This is a genomic window from Luteimonas lutimaris (assembly GCF_039537065.1).
Lineage (GTDB): Bacteria > Pseudomonadota > Gammaproteobacteria > Xanthomonadales > Xanthomonadaceae > Luteimonas > Luteimonas lutimaris.
The window spans coordinates 12790-28560 of record NZ_BAAAZU010000003.1 but is presented as its reverse complement, the minus strand read 5'-3'; the positions used below and the strand labels follow the sequence as shown (position 1 = coordinate 28560).

Annotated in this window: 20 protein-coding genes; 9 read left to right on the top strand and 11 right to left on the bottom strand. The window is 70.2% G+C overall.

Annotated features, from left to right (window positions below):
- Positions 1-83 precede the first annotated feature (83 nt).
- The gene (locus tag ABD679_RS02225) at positions 84-320 is read right to left on the bottom strand and encodes a hypothetical protein (RefSeq protein WP_344758317.1); all 237 of its coding nucleotides are present in this window, start codon (positions 318-320) and stop codon (positions 84-86) included.
- 269 nt (positions 321-589) lie between these two features.
- On the opposite strand from ABD679_RS02225, the gene ABD679_RS02220 reads away from it, so the two are divergent.
- Positions 590-1822 (top strand): serine hydrolase domain-containing protein, encoded by a 1233-nt coding sequence (locus tag ABD679_RS02220; RefSeq protein WP_344758316.1) that lies wholly within the window; start codon positions 590-592, stop codon positions 1820-1822.
- A gap of 71 nt (positions 1823-1893) precedes the next feature.
- On the opposite strand, the gene ABD679_RS02215 is transcribed toward ABD679_RS02220, so the two are convergent.
- On the bottom strand, positions 1894-2322 hold the full coding sequence (locus ABD679_RS02215) for a hypothetical protein (protein WP_425561839.1): 429 nt from the start codon (positions 2320-2322) through the stop codon (positions 1894-1896).
- Positions 2323-2597: 275 nt separating this feature from the next.
- Between ABD679_RS02215 and ABD679_RS02210 the strand changes: the two genes are divergently transcribed.
- On the top strand, positions 2598-3989 hold the full coding sequence (locus ABD679_RS02210; protein WP_344758315.1) for an APC family permease: 1392 nt from the start codon (positions 2598-2600) through the stop codon (positions 3987-3989).
- A 5-nt stretch (positions 3990-3994) separates the two neighbouring features.
- On the opposite strand, the gene ABD679_RS02205 is transcribed toward ABD679_RS02210, so the two are convergent.
- Together ABD679_RS02205 and ABD679_RS02200 are read right to left on the bottom strand one after the other, a co-directional pair.
- Entirely contained in the window at positions 3995-5131 is a 1137-nt protein-coding gene (locus ABD679_RS02205; RefSeq protein ID WP_344758314.1) for an alpha/beta fold hydrolase, read from the bottom strand.
- A 62-nt stretch (positions 5132-5193) separates the two neighbouring features.
- Positions 5194-5550 (bottom strand): VOC family protein, encoded by a 357-nt coding sequence (locus ABD679_RS02200; protein ID WP_344758313.1) that lies wholly within the window; start codon positions 5548-5550, stop codon positions 5194-5196.
- A 29-nt stretch (positions 5551-5579) separates the two neighbouring features.
- Between ABD679_RS02200 and ABD679_RS02195 the strand changes: the two genes are divergently transcribed.
- Positions 5580-5885: a hypothetical protein gene (locus ABD679_RS02195; RefSeq protein ID WP_344758312.1), complete on the top strand. Its 306-nt coding sequence runs from the start codon at positions 5580-5582 to the stop codon at positions 5883-5885.
- Between the two features lie 210 nt (positions 5886-6095).
- Positions 6096-7010: a dienelactone hydrolase family protein gene (locus ABD679_RS02190; RefSeq protein WP_344758311.1), complete on the top strand. Its 915-nt coding sequence runs from the start codon at positions 6096-6098 to the stop codon at positions 7008-7010.
- A gap of 121 nt (positions 7011-7131) precedes the next feature.
- Here ABD679_RS02190 and ABD679_RS02185 read toward each other — a convergent pair whose 3' ends face one another.
- Complete coding sequence (locus tag ABD679_RS02185) at positions 7132-7755, bottom strand: DUF2242 domain-containing protein (protein WP_344758310.1); 624 nt, start codon at positions 7753-7755, stop codon at positions 7132-7134.
- A 281-nt stretch (positions 7756-8036) separates the two neighbouring features.
- Between ABD679_RS02185 and ABD679_RS02180 the strand changes: the two genes are divergently transcribed.
- Together ABD679_RS02180 and ABD679_RS02175 are read left to right on the top strand one after the other, a co-directional pair.
- The gene (locus ABD679_RS02180; RefSeq protein WP_344758309.1) at positions 8037-8414 is read left to right on the top strand and encodes a VOC family protein; all 378 of its coding nucleotides are present in this window, start codon (positions 8037-8039) and stop codon (positions 8412-8414) included.
- 82 nt (positions 8415-8496) lie between these two features.
- Positions 8497-9015 (top strand): adenine phosphoribosyltransferase, encoded by a 519-nt coding sequence (locus ABD679_RS02175; protein WP_344758308.1) that lies wholly within the window; start codon positions 8497-8499, stop codon positions 9013-9015.
- A 30-nt stretch (positions 9016-9045) separates the two neighbouring features.
- Here ABD679_RS02175 and ABD679_RS02170 read toward each other — a convergent pair whose 3' ends face one another.
- A complete protein-coding gene (locus ABD679_RS02170; RefSeq protein ID WP_344758307.1) occupies positions 9046-10101 on the bottom strand; it encodes an alpha/beta hydrolase family protein in 1056 nt (351 codons plus the stop codon).
- Between the two features lie 130 nt (positions 10102-10231).
- Positions 10232-11884 (bottom strand): Na+/H+ antiporter, encoded by a 1653-nt coding sequence (locus ABD679_RS02165; RefSeq protein ID WP_344758306.1) that lies wholly within the window; start codon positions 11882-11884, stop codon positions 10232-10234.
- Between the two features lie 248 nt (positions 11885-12132).
- On the opposite strand from ABD679_RS02165, the gene ABD679_RS02160 reads away from it, so the two are divergent.
- Together ABD679_RS02160 and ABD679_RS02155 are read left to right on the top strand one after the other, a co-directional pair.
- Positions 12133-12612 (top strand): hypothetical protein, encoded by a 480-nt coding sequence (locus ABD679_RS02160; protein WP_344758305.1) that lies wholly within the window; start codon positions 12133-12135, stop codon positions 12610-12612.
- Positions 12613-12749: 137 nt separating this feature from the next.
- Complete coding sequence (locus ABD679_RS02155) at positions 12750-13286, top strand: outer membrane beta-barrel protein (RefSeq protein WP_344758304.1); 537 nt, start codon at positions 12750-12752, stop codon at positions 13284-13286.
- 52 nt (positions 13287-13338) lie between these two features.
- On the opposite strand, the gene ABD679_RS02150 is transcribed toward ABD679_RS02155, so the two are convergent.
- Positions 13339-13572: a hypothetical protein gene (locus tag ABD679_RS02150; RefSeq protein WP_344758303.1), complete on the bottom strand. Its 234-nt coding sequence runs from the start codon at positions 13570-13572 to the stop codon at positions 13339-13341.
- Positions 13573-13760: 188 nt separating this feature from the next.
- Here ABD679_RS02150 and ABD679_RS02145 point away from each other — a divergent pair, with 188 nt between their 5' ends.
- The gene (locus ABD679_RS02145) at positions 13761-13901 is read left to right on the top strand and encodes a hypothetical protein (RefSeq protein WP_344758302.1); all 141 of its coding nucleotides are present in this window, start codon (positions 13761-13763) and stop codon (positions 13899-13901) included.
- Between the two features lie 72 nt (positions 13902-13973).
- On the opposite strand, the gene ABD679_RS02140 is transcribed toward ABD679_RS02145, so the two are convergent.
- The 3 genes from ABD679_RS02140 to ABD679_RS02130 are packed head-to-tail and all read right to left on the bottom strand — an operon-like array spanning position 13974 to position 15771.
- Positions 13974-14402, bottom strand: a complete 429-nt coding sequence (locus ABD679_RS02140) for a DUF4920 domain-containing protein (protein WP_344758301.1) — start codon at positions 14400-14402, stop codon at positions 13974-13976.
- A gap of 49 nt (positions 14403-14451) precedes the next feature.
- Positions 14452-14661 (bottom strand): dodecin, encoded by a 210-nt coding sequence (locus ABD679_RS02135; RefSeq protein WP_344758300.1) that lies wholly within the window; start codon positions 14659-14661, stop codon positions 14452-14454.
- A gap of 60 nt (positions 14662-14721) precedes the next feature.
- Positions 14722-15771: a proline iminopeptidase-family hydrolase gene (locus ABD679_RS02130; protein WP_344758299.1), complete on the bottom strand. Its 1050-nt coding sequence runs from the start codon at positions 15769-15771 to the stop codon at positions 14722-14724.

Sequence of the window (15771 nt, the reverse complement as noted above, 5' to 3'; positions counted from 1 at the left end):
AAAAGCTCGCGGCTGAAGCCGCTCCTACAGGGACGCGCAGACAGACAGGACGCAGGCATCCTGCCCGCGTCCCGCGCACCGTCCTAGAAGCCGGATCCGTCTGCGCCGTCGCTGGTCGCGTCGGTCGGCGTGGTGGTCGGGTCCGTCGTGGGCATGGTCTCGTCCACCGGCGGCGCGGTGTCGTCCATCGGCGGCGCAGTGTCATCCATCGGCGCGGGCTCGGGCGCGTCCATCGGATCGTCGGTGGTCTGGCAGGCGGTGAGCGACAGCGCGCCAACGACGGCCATGGCCAGCAGGGAATTGCGGATTGTCGTGTTCATGGGGGCTCCTCATCGTGTGGATGTCGCGCAGGCGCGACGGCATTCACCCCCTGGACCGCCCCGTGAGCTTGCCTTCGCCACGATGAATGCCGGCCACACCGGCTTGCCATGCCTGCAACGAGGCGCCGGACGTCGACGACAGCGCCTGCGCGCCGTGGAACCGCGGCGCAATGCACGCGCCGGACCACAAGTCATTCAAACCATCGGCACTCATGCGCATGGCCCTGCGCACATAGCCTGTGGCAACACCCCCCTTACGAAAAACCAACATGCTCCTGCGCCACGCCATCGCCCCCGTGGTCCTGCTGCTGGCCCTGGCCGCCGGCCTGCCCGCGTCCGCCGCCGACCTCCCGCCCGCCGCGCAAGCCGCACTCGACCACTTGCTCGACAAGGCCCGGTCCACGCACAGCGCCGCGGTGCTGGTCCTGCGCGACGGCAAGCCGGTCGGCCGCTATGACCGCGACGGCAAGCCGCCGGGCGCGATCGAGCTGATGTCGGCCACCAAGTCGGTGGTGGCGCTGGGCATCGGCCAGCTGCTGGCCGACGGCAGGATCAGGTCGCTGGACCAGCCGGTGGCGGACTTCTACCCCGAGTGGAAGCAGGGACTGAAGGCCGATGTCACCGTGCGCATGCTGCTCGACCACACCTCCGGCATGCAGAACGTGCCGATGGCGCCGGAGGAAATCTATCCGGCGCCCGACATCATCCAGCTGGCGCTGGCGGCCGACCTGGACAGCGCGCCGGGCGAGGCGTTCTCTTACAACAACAAGGCGGTCAACCTGCTGGCCGGCATCATCCGCGAGGCGTCGGGCCAGCCGATGGACGTGTTCTTCCGCGACGGCCTGTTCAAGGCCATGGACATCCATCCCGGCCCGTGGGAGAAGGACAGGACGGGGCATCCCTACGCCATGTCCGGCCTGCCGCTCACCGCCACCGATGCCGCGAAGATCGGCCAGCTCGTGCTCGACCGCGGCAAATGGGAAGGCCGGCAGCTGGTTCCGGCCGACTACATCGACGCCATGCTCGCGGCGAGCCCGAAGCAGTCCGGCTGCGGGCTGCTGTGGTGGCGGAGGACGGCGTGGACCAAGATCCACGTCGCCGCCGACGCGGCCGGCCGCATGCGCGACAGGGGCGTGTCGGACGCGGTCGCCGCGAAGTTCGAGGCCCTGCAGGACCGCACGTTCGACAGCGAGGCGGCCTTCCTCGAGGCGATCTCCGGCGCGTTCGGCGCCTCGGCGGCGGAAGCCTGGAACATGGAGATCAAGCCGAAGATCCCGCCGAACGAGTTCATCGACAGCCAGGACGGACCGGTCGTCGCCTTCGAGGCGGAGGGCTACCTGGGGCAGTACATCGAGGTCGTTCCCGGCGCGCGCCTGGTCGCGGTCCGCCAGATCGCCGAGCGCGACGACTACCAGCCCGACTGGGAGTACGCCACCTTCCGGGACGACGTCATCGCGCTCGCCAGGGCGCTGGACCCGGCGCTGGTGCAGGACGCGCCCTGACCGGCAGCCGTCTTCCCCGATACGAAAAAACCCCGCGCAAGCGGGGTTTCTCCTGGCGACGCGGCGGACGGTTACTCGCGATAGCCGGTGTCGTTCCTGTTGTGGATGATCCAGATCAGGTTGCCGCCGGTGCCCATCGACTTGCCGGCGAAGATCAGCCGCCCCTGGCCCTTGTAGGCCATCTCGTAGCGGTGGCGATCGCTGCCGAAGAAGAACGGGATGAACGCCTTGCCGGTGATGTAGGCGCCCTGGTCGGTGGGTTCGCCGATCAGGTCGGTGACCTGCTTCATCGGCATGCCGATCTTGAGCTGGGTGAACTTGCTGTCCGGCGCGGGAATGCCCGTGATCTCGCCCTCGTAGTCGTTGAGGCCGACCACTTCCTCGCCCCAGCCTGCCTCGACTGCGGACGAATCGATGACTTCCCCCGCCTCGTTCATGCCGGGGCCGACGCCCGACTGCTTCTTCTTCGCCAGCGCCGACATCGGCGCGGCGACCACCAGCGCGGCCAGCGCCACCGCAAGCAACACGTTCTTCTTCGACATGCGTTGAATCTCCATTTTCGATTGAATCCCCAGTCCTGCCCCTGTACGCCTCCTCCCGGACCCGGCGGTGGGGATTCCGCCAGGGGCCAAGACGCAGCGCGCAGTTTCCGTGGACATCCGTCCGCGCACAAGCGCCAATGCGAAGGCGGGAAGCTTGCGTGGCCGGACCGGAGGCGGCGCCTGCCCGCCCGGGCATGCTAGGTTGCGGCGACCGCCCGCCTGGATGAACGCCCATGCCCGACCCGCAGCAGCCTCTCGCGCCTTCCGTCGATAGCCAGCCGGAGATGCGCCGCGCCGTGGGGCGCTGGCAGCTGTACGGGCTGTCGATCAACGACGTCATCGGCAGCGGCATCTACCTGCTGCCTGCGGCCGCGGCGCTGCTGCTGGGGCCGGCGAGCCTGTGGGCGGTGCTGCTGGCGGGGCTGGCGGTGAGCCTGCTGGTGCTGTGCTACGCGCAGGCGGCGAGCTACTTCGACCAGCCCGGCGGCGGCTACCTGTACGCACGCGAGGCGTTCGGGTCATTCATCGGCTTCGAGGTTGGCTGGATGCTGCTGATCACGCGCGTTGCCAGCGCCGCGGCGCTTTCCGTCGGATTGGCTCAGGCTGTGACGCACTTCTGGCCACACGCGGCCAGCGGTGGTGCACAGGTCGCCATCGTCACCGGCTCGCTGGCTTTCCTGGTCGTGGTCAACGTGGTCGGCGTACGCGCGGCCGCACGTACGGGCGTGTTCCTGGCGATTGCCAAGGTGCTGCCGCTGCTGATGTTCATCGCCATCGGTGCGATGTACGTCGACATGTCGCAGGCCACGTCGCTGCCCGGCCCGGTCCCGCTGCGCGATCTCGGCGAGGCGGCGCTGTTGCTGCTGTTCGCCTACGCCGGCTTCGAGAACCTGCCGGCCGCCGCCGGCGAATACCGCAACCCGCAGCGCGACGTGCCGTTTGCGATGCTGCTGATGATCGCCACGGTGACACTGCTTTACTTCGTGGTGCAGTGGGTGGCGCTAGGCACGCTGCCGGGGCTGGCGCAGTCGCAGACGCCACTGGCTGACGCCGCGGTCACGTTCGGCGGCGGCTGGCTAGCGCTGGCGCTGACAGTGGGCGCGGCGGTGTCGATCTTGGGCACCAACAGCAACACCGTCATGCTCGGCCCACGCTACCTGCACGCGATGGCGATGGACGGCTACGGCCCGGCCGCGCTGGCGAAGATCCATCCGCGCTTCCGCACGCCGGCGTTGGCGATCATCACCGTCGGCGTGCTGTCGCTCCTGTTGGCACTGACTTCCTCGTTCGAAGAGTGGTCACTTGCAATGCAACCTGGATGGGGAAAATCGCTGTTATTGAAGATGTCGAGTTCGTTCGAGGGTCTGGCGCTGCTGTCGGTGGTGGCGCGGCTGTGCACCTACATCGGCACCTCGGTGTCGGTGCTGGTACTGAGCCGTCGCCACGGCGACCGCGACGGCGCGCTGCGCCTGCCCGGCGGGCCGCTGATCCCGGTCGCCGCCACGCTGCTGTCGATCGGCCTGCTGGCCAGCGCCACCGCCTGGAACCTGGTCGCCGGCGCGATTGCCCTGGTGCTGGGCGCGGTGGTGTTCGCGTTCCGGCGCAAGCCGGCGCCGCAGGCCTGACGCCGCTACGGCGGCGGCACGTCACCGGCGCGCTCGGCGATCGGGCGCGCGTACTGGACCAGCGACAGCAGGGTCTTGCCCGGCTCCTCGTTCATGACCTCGTGCGCGGAGTCTTCGAACCACACCAGCCGCTTCGACGGCGCCTGCACGCGTTCGAACCACTCGGCGGCCAGGCTCGACGACACGTTGTAGTCGTGGCGTCCGAGGAACAGCAGCAGCGGGCAATCCAGCCGCTGCACGCGGCCCATGTCCAGGGTCAGCACGCCCGTCAGCAGATGCTCGACCGAGAAGTCGTTGGCGTCCCAGATCCTGGCGACGTCCTGGTCGCTGTACTCGGGCGACAGCCTTACCGCGGCACCCTCCGCCTCGCCGCCTTGGCGGTTGTGGACCATGCCGCCATAAAAGTTGAGCCAGCGGCGCTGCTTCATCAGGTCGGCCAGCGGCACCGGTGCGTCGCCCTGCGCATAGGGCGCGAGCGATTCGAGCTCGGCGACCGCCTCGTCGTTGCCGTCGCGGCGCGCCTGTTCCAGCGTCCACGCCCAGCCGCGACGCTCGCTTTCCGGCGCGTTGGTGACCTGCCCGATGCCGATGTAGGCATGCAGCCATTGCGGCTTGCGCTGCGCCAGTTCGAGGCCGAGGTAGCTGCCCCAGGACTGGCCGAGGACGAAGATCCTGTCCTTGCCGAACTCGCGGCGCAGCCACGCGACCACCTCGACGGTGTCCTCGACCATGCGCTCGCGCGTCATCGTCGGCGCGACCGCAGCCGGGTCGTTCTCCACGTAGGTCTTGCCGGCGCCGCGCTGGTCCCACTGCACGACGGTGAAATATTCCTCCCAGCCGCGCTGGAAGTACCAGCTGGTCGGCATCGACACCCAGCCCGGGCCGCCGTGCAGCATCAGCAGCACCGGGTTGCGGCGGTCGTTGCCGCGGATCGACACCCACTGGTCGATGCCGCCGATGTGCACCTTCTCCAGCCGCTCGACGCCCTCGTCGGTCACGATGCGGCGCATGTCGGCGATGATCTTCGTGGCTTCGGCGCGGCTGGCCGGCGCAACCGGCTCCTGGCCCGCGGCGGTGGCGGCGGCGGCCAGACACAGCGTGGCGGCGAGCAGGAGGCCGCTCGCCAGGGACAGGGTTTTCATATCGACTCCGGGCACGCGCGAACGCGCATGCTAGCAGCCCGCGCAGACCTCCCAGGCGGGCTTCAGCCGGGGCGGTGCGCAAGGATGTTGACCAGACGGCCGAACGGATCGCGCACGTAGAAGCGCCGCACGCCCCAGGGCTCATCGGCGGGGCCGTACTCGATCGCGATGCCGGCCGCGCGCATGCGGGCGAGCGCTTCATCCACGTCGTCGACCTCGATCGACAGGTCCGGCACCGGCGTGCCGGAGCCGCCCTCCGAGGCGACGCCGACCTGCACCCGCATGGTGTCACCGGACCCGTAGGTCGCAAGCCAGCCGTGGTCCATCAGCAGCTCGAGGCCGAGCAGGTCGCGGTAGAACGCGGCCGCGGCCGCGACGTTGTCGGTGGCGATGTTGGCGACGATGCGCTTGACCTTCATGCCGGCTCCGGTGCGATGCGTGGCGGTACATGTTCGCATCCACGCAAGGCCGCGTCGCACAATTGCGCGCGCGAGGACGCGATGCGTTGGGCGATTCACGCGCCCGCATCGCAGCGGACGGCATGCTGGCGGCAGACCCGCTCCGGAGCATGACGATGAGCCAGCAAACGCCACAGCCCGATCCGGACCAGCCGGATGTCCCCGGCCAGGTGCCGAACCCGGTGCGCGACCCGATGCCCGGGCGGCCGGAAGATCCGATGATCCCGCCTGTCCACGACCCGAATACGCCCGGCGAACCGGACCGGCCGGAGCCGCAGCCCGACCCACGCCCGTAGGTCCCGTCCGGCCGCTGCCGCGCAGCGTGCACGTCAGGGGCCGGGCGTTTCCGCACGCGGCAGGTCCCGCATCCGCCCGCGCGATGTCGCCTGCGTCCGCGGCTTGGCGAACGGCGCCGAAAGCGCCGGATGCCGCCGGGTTTTGCCGTAACGCATTCTTTCCGCGGACGTGGCTAGATTGCGGCCAGATCACGAACGGTGGAGACCGCCATGTCCGAGGACCGCAGGGCGAAGGCCGGCGATTTCGATCCGCAGGTGCTGCGCCTGTTCGACCAGTACGTGCACGGCGTCATCGACCGGCGCGGCTTCCTCGCCGGCGCGGCGCGCTTCGCGGTCGGCGCCAGCGGCGCGGCCGGCCTGCTGGCCGCGCTGAGCCCGCAGTTCGCCGCGGCGCAGCAGGTAAAGCCCGACGATGCGCGGCTGTCGGCGAAACACGTGGAGTTCGCATCGCCCAGGGGCTACGGGACCGCGCGCGGCTACCTGGTCAAGCCGGCGAAGGACGGCGAACCATCGCCGCTGGTGCTGGTCGCGCACGAGAACCGCGGCCTCAACCCGCACATCGAGGACATCGCGCGGCGGCTGGCGCTGGACGGCTTCATCGCGTTCGCGCCCGACGCGCTGTTCCCGCTCGGCGGCTACCCGGGCGACGAGGACGCGGCGCGCGCGCTGTTCGGCAAGCTCGACCAGGACAAGGTGCGCGAGGACTTCCTGGCCGCGGCGGGTTTCCTGCGCGGGGTCGAGGGCGGCAACGGCAGGCTCGGCGCGGTCGGCTTCTGCTGGGGCGGCGGCATGGTCAATGTCCTCGCCACCCGGCTGCCGGAGCTCGCCGCCGCCGCGCCGTTCTATGGCAGCCCGCCGCCGCTGGAGGACGTGCCGAAGATCAAGTCCGAACTGCTGGTGGTACTGGCGGCCAACGACGAACGCGTCAACGCGGCCTGGCCCGGCTACGAGGCCGCATTGAAGGCGGCCGGCGTGCGCCATGCGCTGTACCAGCCCGCGGGCACCGAGCATGGATTCAACAACGACACCACCCCACGCTACGACGAGGATGCGGCGAAGGAAGCCTGGCGGCGCACGCTGGCGCTGTTCGACCGCACCCTGCACAGCACGGCGAGCGATGGCTGAGCTGTCATGGGGAACCTGCAGGAGCGGCTTCAACCGCGAGCTCTTTGCATGAGCGAAATCGAAGCTGGACGAAGAGCTCGCGGCTGAAGCCGCTCCTACAGGGGGTCGCGACGCGCGCGGGTTATGGCTGCGCGGGATCCTGCCCTGCCTCCGGCGCTGCGGCAGGCGGCGGATCGGGCGGCGCGGCCGGCTCCGGAGGCGGTGGTGCCGCCGCCCGGTCCGGTTCGGACGGCAGGTAGTACTTCACCCGCTCGAAGAAGCGGCGGTAGAAGTCCTGGTTCTGCACGGTGTTGCTGGCGACCTTGACCAGCGAGTCGTCGCTGCTGCCGACCGGCAGCGACACCGAGCCGAGCACGCCGACGCCGAGGCTGGCGGAACTCGAGGTCTTCTTCAGCGCGTAGCGGTCCTGCACCGCGTTGACGAACACCAGCGCGCGGCCGTCGTACTGCTGCATGCAGGTCACGCGCACCACCAGCTGGGTATGCGTCTCGGCATCGGGCTGGAAGTTCTTCGAGGCCTCCACGCCGTCGCCGCTGGCCCGGCTCACCACGTAACCCTGCCCCAGCAGCGCGCGCTGCGCGGCCTGGCAGGCCTGCGCCGGCTGCGATTCGTAGCTGCGCGAGTAGGTATCGCCGGCGTCGAAGGTTTCGCCGGAAGGCGCCGGATCCTGCTTCGGCTGCGATGCACAGCCGGCCAGCAGCGCGGCGACGGCGAAACCGGTGAGAACGGCGGTGGAACGGGGCATGGCGGCAGGGATCGGCAGGGAAGTGGCGGAGTCTAGCCACCCGCGCGTTCAGACGGCCTGAACGCCATCTGCCAGGCACGTCGCGGCCGGGCGGCGCGGAACGTCGCGGCATCCGCCTCGCGCGGCGGCCATGAATCCGGCACAACGATGGCGTCATGCCGCCAACCCGGTCACGGCGTTGCCGCGCGTCCGGGTGCAGGGTGCCGGTTGCCCGCGCCAACGCCCGTCGTACCCGGGAACACGCGGCACGCGCGGGCTCCCGTTCCCCCGAGGAGAGCACCATGTTGCAGACCCATGCGATGTACGCCTACCTGCCGGCCACCGATGTCGCCCGCGCCCGCAGGTTCTACGAGGACCAGCTGGGATTCGCACCCGGCGCGGAGCTGTCGGGAGGCGTCAGCTACGAATTCGCCAACGGCACCGGCTGCTTCCTGTATCCCACGCCCAACGCCGGCACCTCGAAAGCCAGCCAGGCGTTCTGGGATATCGACGACATCGAACGCGAGGTGGCCGACCTGAAGGCGCGCGGCGTCCGGTTCGAGCGCTACGACTTCCCCGATGCGCAGGTCGACGGCGATATCGTCACCTCCGGCGGTACGCGCGCCGCGTGGTTCAAGGACAGCGAAGGCAACATCCTCGCGCTGATCCAGCGCCTGTGAAGCCGGCGCGGATCGCGCCGGCATTCGTCGCGCCCCGCCATCTCCGCTAGCATCGTCGTCGGTCCGAAACGACGAATATCCCATGCCCGACTGGCAAGCGCTGATCCGCGATATCCCCGACTTCCCAAAACCGGGCGTGGTGTTCAAGGACATCACGCCGCTGCTCGCCGACGCCGACGGCTACGCCGCGGCGGTCGATGCAATGGCTGCACCGTGGCGCGGAGTGGCGCTGGACGCGGTGCTCGCCGTCGAGTCGCGCGGCTTCATCGTCGGCGCCGCGCTGGCGCGCGCGCTGGGCACCGGCTTCGTGCCGGTACGCAAGCCCGGCAAGCTGCCCGCGCGTGTACACGCGCAGGACTACGACCTGGAGTACGGCAGCGACCGCCTGGAAATCCACGCCGACGCCCTGTCGCCCGGCGCGCGCGTGCTGCTGGTCGACGACGTGCTGGCCACCGGCGGCACGCTGCGCGCGGCGCTCGCGCTGGCGCGGCAACAGGGCGCGATCGTGGTCGGCGCCGCGGTCCTGCTGGAAATCAGCGCCCTGGAAGGCCGCGCGCGCTGGGAGCCGGACGTCGCGCTGGAAGCCACGCTGGCCTGCTGAACACGCGTGCCCGGTGGCGGGCCGGCGCGCTTACTCGACCGACACGCCCAGCGCCTTGCGGAAGAACGCCAGCGCGTCGGCATTGACCTGCTCGTGTACCTGCGCCCGATCGACGCCAGCCGGGTCGCTGCAGATTTCCACCGCCTCGCGGGCCAGCGCCTCCGAACACGGCGCCAGGAAGACCCAATGGTCCGCATCGGGCACCGCCACGCTGCGGTCCAGCGTGCGCAGCAGCGGCGCGATGCGCAGTGCGTTCTCGTCCGGCCGCAGTACACGGTCACGCTCGCCGTAATAGAGGAACACCGGGCGATCGATTCCCGCCAGGCCTGCCTCGTCGAATGGAATCGCCTGCGGCGCCATCACGAACGCGGCCTTGACCCGCGGGTCGGCGACGGGGCCAAGGCGTGCGAAGTCCGCCTGCAGCGAAGCCAGCGCGTCCACGACCCCGTCGCCGAGCTGCCGCACCTGCCCGCAGATGTCCCCGTCGTCCGGATGCCGTTCGCAGTAGCCGATGAATCGGTCGAAGCGCGGCGCGGCGCCCACCACCAGCAGGCTGGTGTAGCCGCCGGCAGAGAATCCCGCCACGCCGATGCGGTCGGCATCGATCAATGCCTTCCAGTCCGGCGCGTCGAGCAACGCACTGGTCGTCGCGGCCACCTGCAGCGCGCGCCCGGCCATGACCTCGGCCTTGCCGTTGCCGCTGGTGTCGCGGAAGTTGTCCTTGGGGTGCTCGAAGGTGGCGACCACGAAGCCGTGGCCGGCCAGGTAGGTCGCCAGGTCGTGGTGGCCGAGGTTCGAACCGCCGTGCCCGTGCGAGATCACCACCAGCGGCCTGGCGCCCGGCTGCGCGGGCGCGTCGAACGCGGCCGCGACTTCGTACGGACCGATCTTCGCCGGTGACGTCGACGTCGCGGCCGGATAGAACACGAAGCCGGGCATCGCCCCGCCCCCGACCGGATCGGTGACCTCGATCGCGGCGACGCCGACGCCGGCATTGGCCCAGGCAGGCAGCATGAACGCCGCGGCGAGCAGCCAGCGCAACAGGCGGCGGGGCCGCTTCGCGGCGGCGGACGGGGAAACGGACATGGAGATCACCTCTGCAACGGATGCACGCATGGCGCGGCATTGCGCGCCCGGGGCAGTGTGCGAATGCCGCGCCGCGTCCGCAAGGCCGGAGGTCACACCATCGGCGGCGCGATGATCGCGCGCCGCGTCTTCAGTGCTTGAGCTTGCCGATCAGGCTCGCCTCCATCAGGTCGATCTCGCGCACCAGCTTCTGGTGCACGATGTCGTCGATCGCGAACGCGCGGCGCAGGCGGTACAGCTCGTCGCGTTCGGCGTCGAGCGCGACCAGGCGCAGGCGGCGCTCGGCCTCGTCGCGGCGCTGCATGTCCTCGGCGTTCTCGCCGCTCATGTCGCCGTAGTCCAGGTGGCGGCGGTAGACGTCGAGCAGGTGCACCCCGGCTTCGGCGCGCGCGTCCTCGGCGCGTTCGTCGGCGAGCGGCTCGGTCAGCACCTTCTCGATGCGCCGGATCGCGGCTTCGGAAGCGGCCACGCGCGCGTTGGCCTCGGTGTCCTTGCGTTCGGGCTCGGGCAGGCTTTCGGTGAGTCCGCGCGTGAGCAGCGGCAGGCCGATGCTGGCGATCACCAGCGACAGCAGGATCACGCCCATCGCGATGATGATCACCACCTCGCGCGCCGGGAACAGGTTACCGTCCGGCATCAGCAGCGGCAGCGTGAGCACGCCGGCCAGGGTGATCGCGCCGCGCACGCCGGCGGTGGCGATGATCGCCAGCAGCCGCGTCTGCGGCATCCGGGTCTGCTCGCCGCGCCAGGCCGCGCGGAACACGGTCAGCCGCACCGCCACCCACACCCAGGCGAAACGCATCGCGCCCAGCGCCAGGGTGATCACGGCCACGTAGCCGAGCAGGTGCCAGACATCGTTGCCGCCGCCGCTGGCGGAGGCGGTTTCCGGCAGGCTGCGCAGCATCCGCGGCAGCTGTTCGCCCAGCAGCACGAAAATGATGCCGTTGAGCGCGGTCTGCACCGTGTCCCAGACCGCGTTGCGCTGCATGCGCGTGGACGCCTGCGGCCGCCCGGACAGTTCGCCGTAGTGCATCGCGATGCCGGCCACCACCGCGGCGAGGATGCCCGAGACGTGGATGTGCTCGGCCGACAGGTAGGCGGCAAACGGGATCAGCAGGCTGACCAGGATCTGGATGCCCGGGTCCTCGCCGGCGCGCCGCACCAGCATCCGGTTGAGGCGGCCGATGATCCAGGTCACCGCCATGCCGACGACCACGCCGCCGCCGGCCACCAGCAGGAAGCTGGTCGACGCCTCGGCCAGCGAGAACGTGCCGGTCAGCGCCGCGGTCACGGCGAAGCTGAAGCAGACCAGGCCGGTGGCGTCGTTGAGCAGCGACTCGCCTTCGAGGATGTGCATCAGCCGCGGCGGCAGCGGCGAGTTGTGCGTCATCGCCGCGACCGCGACCGGATCGGTCGGCGACAGGATCGCCGCCAGCGCGAACGCCACCGCCAGCGGCACCGCCGGCACCAGCCAGTATACGAACCAGCCCATGCCGACCACGGTCAGCACCACCAGGCCGATCGCCAGCGCCAGGATCGGCTTCCAGTCGCGGAAGAACGCGCCCTTGGGGATGCGCCAGCCGTCGAGGAACAGCAGCGGCGGGATGAACAGCAGCAGGAACAGGTGCGGGTCGAACGCCACGTCGAAGCCGATCCACGACAGCCCTGCGCCGAGCGCGATCTGCAGCAGCGGCAACGGCACCTTCAGCGGCAGCAGGCGAGCGACGAAGCCGCTGACGACGACCGCCAGCAGGAACAACAGGACCATCAGGACTACGGGCATGCAGGGCTCCATGGGGGGAATCGAGCGGGCCGGCGGTTGATCCCCGGCGCGCCGGGGCGCGGCAACCCGCCATGCGGCCCGCCGCGGTCCGGGGCATGGTGACGAGCACATGCACATCCGCGCGCCGGGCCGGTGCGCAAGTGTGCACGCACACGGTGCACCAGGCCAATGGTTGGGCAACCGATCACACGCGACCAGGGCCACCCGATCGATTGCAATCACCACACCCACCACAGCGGAGCACCGCCATGGACAAGCGTCCCCTCATCGTTGCCGCCCTCGTGCTGTCCACGCTGGCCGCACCCTGCCTGGCCGCCGAAGGGACGGATGCCGGCTGCAGCCGCATCGCCGACGTCGACCTGCCCTACGACGTGGACGTCGCTGCCGACGCGTTGCGCTTCGAGGATGGCGACGACGCCATCGTCGTCACGCCCGACCGCATCGAGTCCGGCGGCCAGGTCTTCCGCGACGACGCCGTGCACGCGTACCACGACGACCTGCGCGGCTTCCTGGACAACGCCGGCTCGATGGCGAAGGTGGCCAGGGCCTTCCTGCATCGCAGCGCGTTCCCGCAGGCGGCCACCGACATGTGCCACGCCATCCTCGCCGTGCAGGCTTCGGGGGCCGAGATCGAACGACGCTTCCCCGGCTTCACCAGCCCGGTGCGGGTTTCGCTGAAGTCATCGCCGCCGGTGGCGCGAACTCCATCTGGGACAATCCATCCCTGATTCCGCACTTCTGCGTTGCGCTTGCGCGCCCATCTTCTTCCTGCAGCGACGGCCGTCCAGGCATCCCGCCGGGGCCCGTCGCACGGAGACCGCCTCCCTCCCCCGCGTGCGATCTCCGCTGCAGGAGTCCAATCAAGATGAGCAAGCACAAGATCCTGTCCCGCGCCCTGTTCGCCGTCCTCGCCGGTGCCACCGCCTTCGGTGCGCAGGCCGCGCAGGACACCGGTTTCTATGCCGGTGCCGGCGCCGGCCAGTCCCAGATCGACGAGCACGCCTACGACGACGAAGACACCGCGTTTTCGGTCTTCGGCGGCTACCAGTTCAACCGCTGGTTCGGCCTGGAGGCCGGCTATGCGGATTTCGGCAAGCTCAAGCCCGACGTCGCGGGCACCTCGCTGGAAGCCAGCTCGGTCTATCTCACCGCCGTCGGAACGCTGCCGTTCACCGAAAAGTTCTCCGGCTACGCGAAGGCCGGCTTCCAGCGCTGGGACCTGGACACGGCCATTCCCGGCCTGGCCGGCACCGGTGACGACAGCGGCACCGATCCGACCTACGGCGTCGGCCTGCAGTACAGCTTCACCGACGCGTTCGCGCTTCGTGCCGAGTACAGCCGCTTCGAAGTCGAGGACGCGGACCTGGACCTGGCCCAGCTGCAGGCGCGGTTCGACTTCTGACCGCGCGACGGCAGGACGCGGGGCCGCCGGCCAACGCCGGCGGCCCCGTGGTTCATGCGCGGTCGTCGACGCCCTGCACGCCGGCCTTCCTCGCGCAATGCGCGCAGCAGTACATGGTGCCGTCGGCCTCGGCGCCGTGGCCGATGACCCGGCATCCGCAGTGCGCGCAGGCCGGCGCCATCGCCTGGATCGCGCATTCGAAGGAATCGAAGGTGCCGCGCCGCTCGCCCATCACGACCTCGAAGGCCTTGTCGTAGTCGTTGCCGCAGGTATCGCAGATGGCCATCACGTGTCTCCGTGCGCGGGACGCCCGAGGCTAGCCCCTGGCATGGACAGGGGAGGTGAAGCCGGCGCCGCGCCGCGGCGGCACGGATCGCGTGCGGGCTTGATCCACGTCAGGGCCGGCGCGATGCGGCCGGCGGAGACTGTGCGCATCAGGAAACCACGCGTACCCCAGAGTCCAGGAGTCCTCCGATGAAAGTCTCCCGCCGCATGCTCCTCATCTCCGTCACGGTCGCCGCGCTGATCGCGGCCGGCCTGACGGCCTACGCCGGCAACGGCAGCGCCGAAGCGCCGGTCACGCTGCAGCCGTCCGGGATGATGATCCCGTTCTGATCGCCGCCCGCGCCCGGCAGCCGACGCACGGATGACGTGCCTCGGCCGCAACGCAGCGGCCGGCCTGCGCGGTCAGCCCTCGATCCGCACGCCCGTGGCCTCGATGCGCAGCTCGCGCGTCGGCGGCAGGGCGCCGTCGCCGGCGTCCTCGGCCAGGTGCTTCGCCGCTTCCGGCGAGAGTTCCTTCACCGACAGCACGCCGTAGACCTCGGCCTGCCCGCTGGCGTCCTTCGGCACGAAGAAGGCGTGGTCGCGCATCAGCACGCGCGCGGCCTGCCCGTCGTTCTCCAGCATCATCCAGCAGCCTTCCTTCTGGCAGACCTCGGTGATGCGGCCGCTGTAGCGGCGCGGCTGGCCGGCGTGGGCGTCGATGTCCGCCGCCGCGGCGGAGATCGGCACCGCCGCGCCGGCGGCGGGAATGGGATCACCGTAGGTCGCGGCGTCGCCCGCCTGGGCGAGGCCGGCGATCGACAGCAGCAGCACGGGCAGCAGCAGGCGCATGGGAAGGCTCCGGATCATGGTGAGCCGGAGTGTAGCCGGACGCGCACCCTCAGTCGTCGAGCGTGAATCCCACCTTCACCGTCACCTGCCAGTGCGCGACCTTGCCGTCCCTGACGTGGCCGCGCACGTCGGTGACCTCGAACCAGCGGATGTCGCGCAGGGTCTTGGACGCGCGCTCGATGGCGGTGCGCACGGCGTCGTCGACGCTCTCCTTCGAGGAACCGGTCAGCTCGGTCGACTTGTAGACGTGGTCGCCCATGGCAGTGCTCCGTCGGGATGGAAGGCCAGCCTCCTCCCGCGCGCCGGGCGCGTCAACCGCTCAGTCCGCCGCCGGCGCCCCATCGCGCGCCGCGTCGCCGTCCGCCGCATGCAGGAACTCGAGCAACCCGGCGAAGTACGCCTCCTGGTCGTCGTACATCGCCATGTGGCTGCCCTGCGGCAGGGACAGGTACCGGCCGTGCGGCAGCTTGCGGCTCATCATCTCCATCCATGCCGGATCCATGGTGTCGTACTTCGCGCCGATCACCAGCGTGGGCACGGTGATCTTCGCCAGGTCGTCGGTGCGGTCCCACTGTTCCAGCAGCCCGCTGGCGCCCAGCTCGCTCGGCCCCTGCATCGGCACGTAGATCTTCTTGTTGATCTTCGCGAACGAGCGCAGCACCGGCTCGGGCCATTCGGCCGCGGGGCGACGCAGCACGTGGCGTTCGTAGTGCGGCATCAGCAGCGCCTCGTAGCGCGGGCTGTCGTGCTCGCCGGCTGCTTCCATGCGCCGGGCCTCGGCCAGCGCATCCGGGTCCATCTCCGGCATCAGCACCTCGCGCGCATAGCGGTTGTAGGCCGGGATGCTGGACATCATGTTGGAGATCACCAGGCCCTTGAGCTTGTCCTGGTGCTGCAGCGCGTACTCGATGGCGAGGATGCCGCCCCACGAGTGGCCGAGCAGGTAGAAGTTGTCCGGCCCCAGGCCCAGCGCCTGGCGCACCTGCTCCACCTCGTCCACGAAGCGGTCCACGTCGAGCAGGCGGGGATCGTCGGGCTGGTCGCTGTAGGCCGAACCGAGCTGGTCGTAATAGTAGTACTCGACGCCACCCGCGGGCAGGAAGCTGTCGGCGGCCTCGAAGTATTCGTGCGTCGCGCCCGGCCCGCCGTGCAGCAGCAACAGCTTGATGCGCGGATTGTTGCCCACGCGCCTGGTCCACACGCGGAAGTCGCCCGCGGGCGTGTGGACCGCGATCATCCGCACGCCGCCCGACCAGGTGTCGCTACGGCCGGCGTTGTCGAACCAGGACGACGAGGCCTGCGGCGTTTCCGCGGCGGCGGCGGCAAGCGCGAAGACGGACAGCAGCAGGGCAACCAGGACACGGCGCAT